Consider the following 13,114-nt stretch of genomic DNA (forward strand, 5'->3'; position numbering starts at 1 on the left):
CGGCAAAGCGTACTGCCTTATTGCTCGCGTAGAATCGTTGTCCACATCGAGGGGGCGACATGGGGTATCTGCTGGTTCTGGGCGTGGGCTTGCTCGCGGGCACGCTGAGCGGCGTGATCGGTACCGGTTCGTCCATGCTGCTAATGCCTGTGCTCGTGATGCTGTACGGTCCGCAACAGGCGGTGCCGATCATGGCGATCGCCGCGATCATGGGCAACTTCGGCAAGGTCCTCGCGTGGTGGCGCGAGATCGATTGGCGCGCTTGCGGTGCCTACTGCGTGACTGCCGTGCCGGGCGCCGCGCTCGGTGTGCGGACCCTGCTCGCACTGCCGCCTCACGCGGTTGAAATCGCGCTGGGGCTATTCTTTGTCGCGATGGTGCCCACGCGTCGCTGGCTCGCACGGCGGGCCGTCAAATTCTCTCTGTGGCACCTTTCGCTGATTGGCGGCGTGGTGGGTTTTCTCACCGGCATCGTGGTGTCGACCGGGCCGATTACCGTGCCGGTGTTCATGTCTTATGGCCTTGTCAAAGGCGCTTTTCTCGCAACGGAAGCAGCCGGCTCATTGACCGTGTATGCCGCGAAAGTCGCGGTGTTCAGCCACTTCGGCGCGTTGCCGTTGCGAGTGGTGATCGATGGTCTGATCACCGGTTCCGCGTTGATGACAGGCTCGTTTGCGGCACGCAGCATCGTGGTGCGGATGAGTCCCGCCACCTTCAAGCTGGTGGTCGACGGTTTGATGTTGTCCTCGGGGCTCTCGCTGCTGTGGGCGGCAGGGCGCTAAAACACGGCGGCGTTGAGCCGCACCGATCACCCCACCGAGACTTCGAACACGCGCCGGTAATTGCCGCCCAGAATCGCGCTCACCTCTTCCTGCGTGAACCCGGCGACCAGCAACGCGCTCGCCAGATCGGGCAACTGCTCGTAGCTGCGAAACACCGGCGGCGAGATAAAGCCGAGCATGTCGCTTCCCAGGCCGACATGCTCCACGCCGACTACATCGGCCATGCGCTTGATGCCTTCGGCCATCGCGTGGATATCCTTGAAGGACCCTGAACTCGGCCACACGCCGATCACGCCACCCGTGCCGGCGATCACGCGCGCGTGGTCCGGCGTGATGAGCCGGCTGCGCGACGAAGGATGCGTGGCCAACGCCGAATGCGACAGCACGAGAGGCTTGGTGGACGTATCGGCGGCGCGCTTGACCAGGTTGTAAGTGCCGTGCGCGACATCCACGACGATACCCAGCGCGTTGCAACGGCGCACCACCTCCGCGCCGGTATCGGTCAGCCCGCCGTGCACCGGCGGCTCGGTCTGGATATCGCCGAGCTCGTTCACGCGATAGTGCGTGAGCTGCAAATGTCGCAATTGATGCTTTACGTACGCCTCGTCGACGCGATCCACCTGGCCTTCGAGAAAATCCCCGCCCTCGGCGGAAATGATGGCGCACGGTCCGAGCGAACCCTTCCCCGCGAGCGACGCCGCGTTCGTCACTACCTGCATCCGCTCGCGCTCGATCAATTGATGCGCGCGCTGAAATTCGGTTTGACCGAGTGCATACAACTCGCCTGGCTGCGGATCGCGCCACGCTTCGAAGCGCTTGTGGTTCTCCGCGACGCGCGTGACCGTCGTATCCGTGACGATCGCCAGGCAGATCACGTTCATGCCGCCTTTGCGCATCGGCGCGGCGAGCGGCAGAAACGGTCGATGCGCACCGATCGCCGGATCGCGCGACACGATCACGCGGCCGGCGTGGCTGTGCATGTCGATGGCGAGCGTGCCGGACGGCGCTTGCCATGACGGCGCTTGCGATGAAGCCGCTTGCGAGGAAGCCGCGCTGTCGCCGCTTGCCGGCGCCGCAGGGTCGTCTTGCGCATGGGGATCGGTATAGCTCGCGAAACGGCCAGGCGCACACGCCGCGAGTCCCAGTGCCACGCCGGAAGAAAGAAACGTGCGCCGGCTGAAGGTGCGCGGCACAGCATGCGGACTCTCGAGCGCGGTCGCTTCGACCAGTCGATAGCGCCAACCCGCGGGGTCGTCGATCAGACGCAGCAGCCGGCCGCGTAACGTCACCGCATCGGCTTGCGGTGCAAGCGGCACAGCCGTATAGACTTCGATCGAAGCCGCCGGATTGCGCGGCACGCAACCCCCGCAGCAGGGTTCGTCGGCGCTGAGCAGAAAATAATCGACCGACTCGGCTTGCGGATCCAGCGGAATCATCCAACCCGTGATGTCGATGGTCGTGTCATGCAGCGTGTCGGTATTGCCATCGCGAATCGTCGGCCAGTCGAGGGTCATCGGCATTCCTGTTGGGGCGATTTATTGGCGAGCCGACGCGGTCCGGCTTTTATCGGGCGTCAGCGTACCCACCATGCTTTCAACGAGCTTCAACGCGTCCGCTTTCAGCGCGACGGGATCGTCCGCGTTGTCGAGCAACTGCGCCGCCTCGCACACCATGCTGCCGATCATGCGCGCGGCAAGGTAAGCGTGGCTCCGGGCTTTTTCATTATGACCTGCCGGACCGACCAGCGCGTCGATCAGCAGCCCATAGACGTGCGCTTCTTCTATCTCACGGCAACGCGCCGTGCCGAGCACGGCGGGCGCGGTTTCGATAACGAGTTGCCGGTAAGCAGGCTCGCAACAGACCTCCAGAAACTCGCGAATGCCCGCGCTGACGCGCTTCGCCTTAGGCGCGGCCCCGGCAGCGGCCTTCACTTTCGACGCGGCCTGTTCCTGCAACGTGCCCACCAGCGCGTCGAAGAGTTCGGCTTTATCGGCGAAGTGGTGATAGAACGCGCCGCGCGTCACGCGTGCGCTGCGCGCGATGGCCTCGATGCCGACCTGCTGATAACCCTGCGATGCGAAGAGCTCACCGGCCGCGCTGATTAGCGCCTGACGTGTGGCGTCCGCGTATTCCTCGCGGCGGGATTTGGGCGGTACACCTGCGCTCGGCATAGGACGGATTTTTATCCCTTGATTTTTCACATTCTGATTGTAGTATACATACACGTTGTATGTGAAAGTCTCGATGTATGTCGAGTTTGACTTTGCTTGCAGCGTGGAAAGACGGACGCACAACCCGTAGGTAGGCCATCCCAATCAGGAGCAGACCAAAAATGACTCAGGCACAGCAATACCTTTCACCCACTGAAGAGCAGCTTTCGAATGCGCGCAAAGCCGTGCAACGGTTTGCCGCGGAATGGCAAAACCCGGTCGCGGATAATTTAAGAAGTCTGATGCACGAGGACACGCGCAATCTGATTCCGCTCATGACGGAACCGGCCGATCGCGAAGGCGTGGTCGAGCATTTTCGCCAGGTGCTGACACAACTGCCGGACTCGAAAGTCGACGTCTTGCAGTGGGCGCCCACCGGCGACGCTGTCATGATCGAATGGCGGGCATCGGCCACCGTAGCGGGTCAGCCGCTGAGTTGGCAAGGCGTCGACCGGTTTAATCTGCGTGGTGACCGGATGTACAAAGGGCAGGTGTATTGGGACACGCGACGTGTCGCCGAGCAGGTGGCCGAAGCGGTCAAACGTGCTCAACAGAACGGCTCGGCGAGTTAAGAGCGCATCACGTTGAATGGCGGCGATGAGCCAGTCAGCCAGTAAAAAAGGCGGTTAAAGCACGCATGTTTTAACCGCCTTTTCATCCGCTTAGAGACGACACCCGATCAACTGCGCGGCACGCCATCCTCCACCAACACCGCGATCGGCATCGCGCCAAGCGCGTCACGCAGATACAGCAAGCCGTTCTCATCGACCTTCGGCGCTGCAGGGCTCAGCCAGTCGAACAACGCTCGCGACGACAGATCGGACGGCATGTCAATCGCCGTGTCCGCCCACTTCCGCGGATCGACCATCGGCAGATCGCCCGCATCGCCGTCACCGTGACCGGTGTCGATATCGAGCAAGCCCGCAGCCAACCGGCTCGCGATCACCACCGCCCACGCGTTGCCATGCCGTCGCGCGAACGCGATCACATTCGCGGCATGCGTGCCGCGCACGGTCAGCGGCAGATACTCGCTCTGACTCAGCAACTCCGGCACCTGCGCGCGCAGCGCCAGCACACGTTGCACGACCGCGAGCTTCACGCGTCCGTCGCGCCAGGCTGGCAGAAAATCCGACGGCGGTGTCTGCACGAGCCACGCTTCACGCCGAGCGAAATCCACCGGCCGGCGATTGTCCGGATCGACCAGACTGAAGTCCCACAACTCGGTGCCCTGGTACAGATCGGGAATCCCGGGCGACGCCAGCCGCAAGACCGTCTGTTGCAGACTATTGAGCGCGCCGGCGCGGCCAATCCGCGCGACGAACGTCGAGAGCGCTTGCAGGAAGCCGTCGCGCCGCTGCGGCGCGAGGATATCGAATAGGAAATCGCGGCAGCCGGCTTCATACGCTTCGTCGGGCGCGAGCCAGTTGGTTTGCAGCTTTGCTTCGCGTAGCGCCTTCAACTGCCATTGCGCGACGCGTTCGGCCAATTCCTGGACGCCCGCCGTGTCGTCCGGTTTCAACTCCGGGGGCCAGCAGCCTACCAGCGTCTGATACAGCATCGCTTCGGCGGCGGGGCCCGGCGCCCAGTCGTAGCTCGTGCCCTGGCCGACGCTGCTGATCGGCTTGCCGTCGAGTGCACGGCGATGCGGCGCGTTCAATGTCGACCATGCGCGCAACGTCGCGCTCCAGTCGTCCGCGATTTCGCTCAACACCGCGAGACGGGCGCGCACGTCTTCGCCGCGTTTGTGATCGTGCGTGGCCGTGGCGAGCAACGCGTGAGGAAAGCGCTGCGCGCGTTCCAGATTGGCGGCATGAAATTGCTCGACCGACAGCGCGAATTCACCCGGATCCGCGCCGACTTCGTTACGCGACAACAACCGGCCGTAGCGATAGCACGCCGTATCTTCGACCGCCTTCGCCGCGACCGGCGCGGTCAATTGCGAAAACAGCGTTTGCGCGGTGCGCCGCGACGAGCCGGCGTGGCTGGGCGGCACGCTGTTCTGACCTTGCTGCGGCGGCGTACCTGGACGTCCGCTCGGCGCTTCTTCCGCGCTACCGCCGAGCCATGCGTTCACGCGCTCGAGTACGACGAGGTCCGCACGCGACAGCGATTGTTTTGCGCCTTCGAGCGCCTGCTCGAAATAGACGTTGTCGGCGGCACTGCGCAAACCGTTCTGCGGATAGACGCGATACACCGGAAAATGCACGACCAGTTCGGTCAGCACGCGCCGCAGCGATGTGAACGTGAAATCACGCGTGGTCAACGAATCTCGCGCGATGCGATGCAACGCGCGCGCGGCCCGATCCAGTTCCGCCGACAGGTTCTCCGCGAGAATCTTGCGGCGCGCGATCAACGCTTCGTCCGCGAAACGCGGGCTGCGGCCGGTGAGTTCGGCCCACGTCCGCGCGAGCGGTTCTGCGCCTTTGGGATCGTGCAGCAACGCGCCCACGTCGTTCATGAAGTCGTAGCCGGTCGTGCCATCAACGGGCCAATCGTCGCGCAGCGGTTCGCCACGGCCGAGAATCTTCTCGACGACCACATACGGCGCGGTGTCGCGCAATTCCGTGAGACGCTGCCGCAGTCGCTGCGCGTATTCGCGTGGCTCGGCGAGTCCGTCGACGTGGTCGATCCGCAGTCCGTCCACCACGCCTTCCTGATAGAGACGAAAGATCAGCGCATGCACCGCGTCGAACACTTCGGGCCGCTCCACGCGCACACCGGCGAGTGTGGAGATGTCGAAGAAGCGCCGCCAGTTGACTTCGTCGGACGCGGTGCGCCACCACGCAAGTCGGAAATGCTGCCGCTCGATCAGCCGATGCAGCCGATCACGCGTCGCCGGATCGCCGGGCGCATACGCCTCCAACGCGGTATCGAGCGCCGAACTGCCTTGTTGCGCGACGAATTCGCGCAACAGTTCGCGCGCTTCGGCGGCGCGCGGGTGATCGGTGGGTTGCGTCGTCAGTCCGTTGAAGCGTTCGGCGAGCGCGTTGAGGTCGGCGCGCCCCGCGCCTTGCAGGATCGACGCGTAATCGATCGGGCACACGGGGAACACGTGCGGACCGTAGCCGATATAAAAGCGCCCGCTGTCCGCATCGAAATGCATTGCGATGCGGCCCGCCGCGAGTTCTTCTCCATACGGCGCGCCGAGCGTGGGCGCCAGCACCTTGCCGCGCAACGCCGGATCCGGCGAATGCCAGTCGACGTCGAAATGGCGCGCGTAGGCGCTGTGCCGGCCCCATTCGAGAATATCGAGCCACCACGCGTTGCTGGCGCCGCCCACGCCCATATGGTTTGGCACCATGTCGACGAGCAACCCCATGTTATGCGCGCGCAGCTTGTCGACCAGGCGTTTGAGGCCTGCCTCGCCGCCGCATTCGGCGCTGACCTGGGTGTAGTCGACGGTGTCGTAGCCGTGCATCGATCCGGGCTCGGCCGTGGTGATCGGCGACGCGTACACGTGGCTGATGCCGAGCGCGGCGAAATAGTCGACGTGCTTCGCGGCGTCGTCGAAGGTAAAGCCTCGGTGAAACTGGAGGCGAAGCGTGGAGCGCGGGACGGTCATGGCGTATCAGGCTCCGCGGAAGTGTTGGAAGAAGGAACGGCGGCGCGCACGGCACGGCGTTCGCGATCCACGGCCAGCAGGCGGTCGCAGAAGGCGTCGTCCTTGAACAGTTCGTCGATTGGCAGATTCACGCGACGGCGCCAGTTCGGGTGTTCGTCGATCGAGCCAGGCAGGTTTGGCTGCTCGACCTGGCCGAGCAGGTCTTCGAGCGGAAACGTCACCAGCGGACCCGGCGTGGCGCAGACGAACGCCAGCGCTTCGTCCACCGGGGCGTCGTCGGGCGGCGGGGCGTCCACACCTTGCGCGGCCACGCCGGCCGACTGGAACGCGCGCCACATGTCGGCGCGGTCGTGCGCGCGTTCTTCCTGCGCGAGTTGTTCCGGATCGCGCCCGTCGGCGCGCGCCATCGTCTGACCGATCCGGTTGCGCCACACAATGTCGCTGCCACGCCACCAGCCGGCCACGGTCGGCAGATCGTGCGTGGTGGTGGTACCGACCGCGTTACGGTCCCACTCGTGCGGCGGCTTGAACCCTTTGCCGCCGTGCGCGCCCTCGAACCACAACACGCGAATACCGGCGAGCCCATGTTCGTCGAGCCGCTCGCGAAAACCGGGCGGCACGGTGCCGAGATCTTCGCCGATCACGATCGAGCGGAACCGCCACGATTCGAGCGCGATCAGGCGCAACAGATCTTCGAGCGGGTAGCGCAGATACGCGCCGTTGCGCGCGCTTTCGCCTTCGGGCACGAGCCACAGTCGGCGCAGACCGAGAATGTGATCGATCCGGATGCCGCCGGCATGCGCGAACGCCGCGCGCAACATGTCGATGAACGCGGAGAAGCCCTGCGTACGCATGGCGCGCGGCGAGAAGGTGGTGAGGCCCCAAGCCTGACCCGCCTGGTTGAACAGATCCGGCGGCGCGCCGACCGACACGCCCTGCAGCATGTCGTCGCGATACGACCAGGCGTGACTGCCGGCGCTGTCGCAGCCCACCGCGAGATCGGCGATCAGGCCCACGGCCATGCCGGCATCGCGCGCCGCGTGTTGGGCGTGCGATAAACCCTTGGCGGCCAGCCATTGCAGAAACAGATGGAAATCGACTTCGTGGCGATTCGCTTCGGCGAACGCTTCGACCTCAGCGCTGCGCGGATCGCGCAACGCTTCCGGCCAGTTACGCCAATGGCCGTTGCCGCCTTCCTGCGACAGCTGTGCGGCCTGCAACGCTTCGAAACGCGCATGGTCTTCGAGCGCGCGGCCGGCACGTTCGCAGAAACCGTGGAATTCCAACGCGCGCGGCGTCTGGTGCGCGCGGTCCTGCTCGAGGAAATGCTCGTAAAGCCAGCGCAACACCTTCAGCTTCAACGCGACCGCGTTCGGCCAGTCGATCAACCGCAGGTCTTCCAACGCCGACCAGCTCTGCGCGCCGTGCGCGGCTTCGAGCGCGCTGCGTGCCGCGTCCGGGCCGAACACGGCGGCGGGGTCGATATGCGTGACGTTCAACCACAAGCGCGACGACGGCGAATACGGACTGAAGCGCTCAGGCTCCGCGCTGAACATCGCGTGAGTCGGGCTGACGGCGAGCGCGTGCGCGCCGTGCCGCGCGCTTTCGCTGGCGAGTTGCGCCAGCGCCGAATAATCGCCGATGCCGCCGTCGCCGACGCGTCGCAAGCCGTACAGTTGCGCGGCGATGCCCCACAAAGGCGGGGCGTGCGCGGCGCTGTCGTGCGCTTTGTCGCTGTCGTCGTTGGCGTTGCTGTTTAGCGTGCGCCACGCATCCGCGACTGTGTAGCAGCGTGGTGGCGCGACCGCCAGCGTCATCCGTTGCTCGTTGAGCACGAGCGTGTGATAGCCGGGTTCGTCGATCGGCGCGAGCAGCGCTTCCTCGCCCTTAGGCGCCGTAAAGCGGCCGTCGATGATCGAGCCGCTTTCGAGCTCGATCCGATAATGACTGCCCGAGCGGATCGCCGCGGCGGGCAACGCGATGCCGCGTCCTACTTCGGCGGTCATCAGCGGCGGCAGTTTGCGGCCCGACAATTCGGCGTCGAGCGCGGCGGCGCTTTGGCGGATTTGCGTCGCGTTGCCGCACGGCAAGCCCATGCGTTCGAGCAGCACGGTCAGCGTGCTTTCCGGCACATGTTGGGTCGTGTGGTGCGCGTCCTGCCACTCCACCTCGAAACCCGCGCGCACGGCGAGGGTGACGATCGTATCGTTGCGTCGAGTGCTCACGCGTGGCGCTCCTGTTGGCTTGCAATGCGGGCGTCGTGGCCGGCTGCGTAGAGGCTGACGTCGCCGGTCAGCCACGCGACGAACGCGTTCGACGGCAACACCTGAGTGTCGATCTGCTCGCGCACGCGCGGCGGCGTTTCGAAAATGATCTTGCCGGCGGGCATCTCGCCGAGCGCCACGCTTTCCTTCGATAAATTCAGCGCGATCGACAAGGTTTCGCCGTCGCAGAGTTTCCAGCGTGCCACGAGCGCGTTGGCATCGCCGCCGTTCGCTCCACTCAACACGGTGGCGCCGAGCGCCTTGCCATGTTTCAGGCGCGGCGTGATCAGCTTGGCGCGTACGGCCAGCGCGGATTTGTAGAAATGCATCCAGTCGAGCCGGTCTTTCGCTTCGTCGCCGCTGGCTGCGTCAGACGCGGGCGGCGATGAAGCCGCGAAGGTTTTCACATCGTTCGGATCGGGAATTCGCGCGCGGCGCTTTTCGTCGCTGAACGCGGAAAAACGAGCGAATTCGCGGCGGCGTCCTTCGCGTACCGCATCGGCGAGGTCGCCCGTGTAGTCGGTGAAAAACAGAAACGGTTGCGTCGAGCCGTATTCCTCGTCCATGAACAGGAGCGGGATTTGCGGCGACAGCAGCAGCAAACCGGTGGCGGCGCGCAAGGCGTCGTCCGAGGTCAGCTTGCGCAGACGCTCGCCGAGTGCGCGATTGCCGATCTGATCGTGGTTCTGCAGAAACATCACGAACGACGTAGGCGGCAAATGCCCGCTCGATTCGCCGCGCGGCTTGCCGTCGTGAATCGGCGAAGGATCGCCCTGATACGCGAAGCCTTCCGACAACACCCGCGCAAGACGGCGAATCGGCTGGTCTTCATACGCGTGGTAATAGCCTTCGGTTTCGCCGGTCAGCAAGACGTGCAGGGTGTTGTGCGCGTCGTCGTTCCATTGCGCGTCGAAATGCGCTTCGAGCAGATTCGCACTGTTGTGCTCGTTTTCCAGCACCAGATGCACATGCCGACCGTGCTGCACTTTGGCGCGAATATGGTCGGACAATTCGCGCAGCCACGCGTGGTTGTCGATGGCATGCACCGCGTCGAAACGCAGCCCGTCGATGCGATATTCGTTGAGCCAGTAGACGGCGTTGTCGGTGAAAAAGTCGCTCACTTCGCTGCGCTCGAAGTCGATAGCGGGGCCCCACGGCGTCTGCGTTCCCTCGCGAAAAAACGGGCGCGCGTATTGATGCAGATAGTTGCCGTCCGGGCCGAAGTGGTTGTAGACCACGTCGAGAAACACCATCAGGCCGAGCCCATGAGCGGCATCGACCAGCGCTTTGAGTTCGTCGGGACGGCCGTACGCGGAATCGGGGGCATACGGCAGCACGCCGTCATAGCCCCAGTTGTGCTGACCGGGGAAATCGTTCAGCGGCATCAATTCGATCGCCGTCACACCAAGCGCGGCTAGCGCCGGCAGGCGCTGCTGCACGCCCGCATAGCCACCCATCGCGCCCACATGCAGTTCGTACAGCACGGTCTCTTCCCATGGCCGTCCATGCCAGTGCGCGTGTTCCCAACGGTAGGCGCGCGGGTCGATGACTTCGCTCGGGCCGTGCACGTCTTGCGGCTGAAAGCGCGACGCCGGGTCGGGCACGGCCTGCTCACCGTCGAGCCGGAAGCGATACAGCGTGCCCGCGCCGCTCTCCACGGTCGCTTCGAACCAGCCGTTGCCGGTGGCCGTCATGGCATGCACGCCTTGCGCAGGGCCGTTTTCGACATCGACCTGAACCTGTTCGCACGACGGCGCCCAGAACCGGAAGCGCGTGCGCGGCTTGGCCCCCGCGGCGCCCAGCAACTGGGCGCCGAACGGCAGGCAATGCGCGTGATGATGCGCGTGAGGATCAATCGGACTTTGGGACATGATTCTTCACCATTCGAATGTGCTGTCGAGCCGCGTTTTACGCATGAATCGCGTCGGCGAGATCGCGCGTTACAACCCGGCCGCCTTGCATGCGGTCCATCCTGCGTCGTCGTTACCGTCTACGTGGTCGGCGACGTATCGTTACGCGGCGGATGCGCGCCCGGATCGGGCGGCAACGCCGTCAAGAGCCGCGGCCCGTGCTGTGCGCCGGCTTTCCAGCCGGCCTGCCAGTCCGCCTCGCCCACCGGCTGCGCCGCCAGCATCACGAGGCTATGCGCGCCCACTTCGACCTCCGGTGCCGCCAGCCGGTACGGCGCGCTTTCCGGCTCGGCCGTGTCTAGCAGCACGTGCCATTCCAGGTGCGGGGCGGGCGGCGTAAAGCGCAACGTGTCGTGATTCGCATTGAGCATCATCAACAATACTTCGGTTTCGCCATTCAAGCCGGGACCGGCGCGCCGCAGCGTGAACGCGCGGCCCTCCGGGTCCTGCCACGCTTCGATAGTGAGCGGATCGCCGTGTTCGTCGAACCAGCCGACGTCGAACAGACCCGGCAACACCTCGCGGTCGCCGAACAGAAAGCGCGTCTCGCGCAGCAACGGATGGTGCTTGCGCAACGCGATCACACGCGCGACGAACCCGGCCATTTGCTGCCCGTCCGGCGTTTGAGCGCGCTCCCAGTCGATCCACGAGATGTCGTTATCCTGGCAGTACGCGTTGTTGTTGCCGTTCTGGGTGCGCAGCGATTCGTCGCCGGCCAGCAGCATCGGCGTGCCGAGTGCCATGAGCAGCGTGGCGACCAGCGAACGGGCCACCCGTTTGCGGGTGGCGAGCATGATGGGATCGTCGCTGGGACCTTCCACGCCCCAGTTGCGGCTGCAATTTTCATTGTGGCCGTCGTTGTTGCCTTCGCGATTGACTTCGTTGTGCTTCTGCTCGTAAGCGGTGACGTCGGCTAACGTAAAACCGTCATGCGACGTGACGAAATTGACCGATGCCCACGGCTTGCGGAAACGCCGGTTGAACAGATCGGCCGAGCCGGTCAGTCGCGCAGCGAGATCGGGGCGCAGGCCCGCGTCGCCGCGCCAGAATCGGCGCACCGTGTCGCGGAAACGATCGTTCCATTCGGCGAAACCCGGCGGATGATTGCCGAGCTGATAGCCGCCAGGACCGATGTCCCACGGCTCGGAAATCAGCTTGCGTTGCGACAGGATCGGGTCCTGGCGCAACGCGTCGAAGAACCCTGAGCCGGGATCGAAACCATGCTGCTCACGCCCGAGCGTGACGCCGAGATCAAAACGGAAACCGTCGATATTGAACGCCGTGGACCAGTAGCGCAGCGAATCCATCACCATTTGCAGCACCCGCGGATGCGGCAGGTTCAAGGTATTGCCGCAGCCGGTGTCGTTGATATGGTGACGTTCGTCGCCGGGAATCAGGCGATAGTAGCTGGCGTTGTCGAGACCGCGCCACGACACGGTCGGGCCCATCTCGTTGCCTTCGCAGGTGTGGTTGTAGACCACGTCGAGAATCACTTCGATGCCGGCCGCGTGCAACTGGCGCACGGCAATGCGCATTTCGTCGAGCCGGTGCGTGCTCAGATACGAGGGCTCCGGCGCGAAGAACGCCGCCGTGTTGTAGCCCCAGTAGTTGCGCAGCCCGCGTTCCACCAGGAAACGGTCGTTGAGAAACGCGTGAACCGGCAACAGTTCGACCGCGGTCACGCCGAGCTTCAGCAGATGCTCGATAAACTCCGGCGACGCGAGCGCGGCGAACGTGCCGCGCTCATGCTGACGCAGATCGGCGCGCAGCATCGACGCGCCGCGCACATGCGTTTCGTAGATCACCGTCTCGCCCCACGGCACGTTGGGGCGCTTGTCGTGCGACCAGTCGAAGGCCTCGTCGATCACCACGCACTTGGGCATGGCCGGCGCCGAATCGCGCCGGTCGATGGAGAGATCCGCGCGATTCGAATGCACGCGATAGCTGAACAGCGCGTCCGACCAGCGAAACTGGCCGACCAGCTTCCGCGCATACGGATCGAGCAACAGCTTGTGCGGATTGAAGCGGTGCCCATGCTGCGGCTGATACGGGCCATGCGCGCGAAATCCATACGCAGTGCCCGGGTGCGCGTTCGGCAGGTAGCCGTGCCAGACTTCGTCGGTGCATTCGGGCAGCGTGAAGCGGCGTATTTCCTTGCGGCCGGTCGGATCGAACAGGCAAAGCTCGATTTTTTGCGCGTTCGCCGAGAACACCGCAAAGTTGACGCCGAGACCGTCCCAGCTGGCGCCGAGCGGGTAGGGCGAGCCGGGCAGAAGCCGGTCGGGCATTGCATGCGACATGATTCCCCTTCCTTTGTTCTGATTGTTGAACGCTCGCCTGGGTCTTCATGCAACGAGCGCGCGGTGTGTCACGCCGCGCGCTCGTT

8 protein-coding genes are annotated in these 13,114 nt (G+C 64.7%); 2 read left to right on the forward strand and 6 right to left on the reverse strand.

From position 1 onward, the window contains the following. Nucleotides 1-59 precede the first annotated feature (59 nt). Nucleotides 60-782 carry a sulfite exporter TauE/SafE family protein gene (locus B0G83_RS27100; RefSeq protein ID WP_105510471.1) on the forward strand — a complete coding sequence of 241 codons (723 nt, stop codon included), beginning with the start codon at nucleotides 60-62 and terminating at the stop codon, nucleotides 780-782. 26 nt (nucleotides 783-808) lie between these two features. Here B0G83_RS27100 and B0G83_RS27105 read toward each other — a convergent pair whose 3' ends face one another. Then, on the reverse strand, nucleotides 809-2,296 hold the full coding sequence (locus tag B0G83_RS27105; RefSeq protein ID WP_105510592.1) for a dipeptidase: 1,488 nt from the start codon (nucleotides 2,294-2,296) through the stop codon (nucleotides 809-811). 21 nt (nucleotides 2,297-2,317) lie between these two features. Further along, entirely contained in the window at nucleotides 2,318-2,953 is a 636-nt protein-coding gene (locus B0G83_RS27110; RefSeq protein WP_105510472.1) for a TetR/AcrR family transcriptional regulator, read from the reverse strand. A 161-nt stretch (nucleotides 2,954-3,114) separates the two neighbouring features. On the opposite strand from B0G83_RS27110, the gene B0G83_RS27115 reads away from it, so the two are divergent. Then, the gene (locus tag B0G83_RS27115) at nucleotides 3,115-3,564 is read left to right on the forward strand and encodes a nuclear transport factor 2 family protein (protein WP_105510473.1); all 450 of its coding nucleotides are present in this window, start codon (nucleotides 3,115-3,117) and stop codon (nucleotides 3,562-3,564) included. Between the two features lie 107 nt (nucleotides 3,565-3,671). Here B0G83_RS27115 and treY read toward each other — a convergent pair whose 3' ends face one another. From treY to glgX, 4 genes are all read right to left on the reverse strand, one after another. Then, complete coding sequence (gene treY / locus B0G83_RS27120) at nucleotides 3,672-6,554, reverse strand: malto-oligosyltrehalose synthase (protein ID WP_105510474.1); 2,883 nt, start codon at nucleotides 6,552-6,554, stop codon at nucleotides 3,672-3,674. Beyond that, nucleotides 6,551-8,779, reverse strand: a complete 2,229-nt coding sequence (malQ, locus tag B0G83_RS27125) for a 4-alpha-glucanotransferase (protein ID WP_105510475.1) — start codon at nucleotides 8,777-8,779, stop codon at nucleotides 6,551-6,553. Before malQ ends, treY begins: the two co-directional genes overlap by 4 nt. Continuing rightward, nucleotides 8,776-10,689 carry a malto-oligosyltrehalose trehalohydrolase gene (gene treZ, locus B0G83_RS27130; RefSeq protein ID WP_105510476.1) on the reverse strand — a complete coding sequence of 638 codons (1,914 nt, stop codon included), beginning with the start codon at nucleotides 10,687-10,689 and terminating at the stop codon, nucleotides 8,776-8,778. Before treZ ends, malQ begins: the two co-directional genes overlap by 4 nt. 119 nt (nucleotides 10,690-10,808) lie before the next feature. Next, the gene (glgX, locus tag B0G83_RS27135; protein WP_105510477.1) at nucleotides 10,809-13,028 is read right to left on the reverse strand and encodes a glycogen debranching protein GlgX; all 2,220 of its coding nucleotides are present in this window, start codon (nucleotides 13,026-13,028) and stop codon (nucleotides 10,809-10,811) included. Between the last annotated feature and the right edge of the window lie 86 nt (nucleotides 13,029-13,114).

The sequence above is a fragment of the Paraburkholderia sp. BL21I4N1 genome, from assembly GCF_002973525.1.
In the GTDB taxonomy this organism is placed as follows: Bacteria; Pseudomonadota; Gammaproteobacteria; order Burkholderiales; family Burkholderiaceae; genus Paraburkholderia.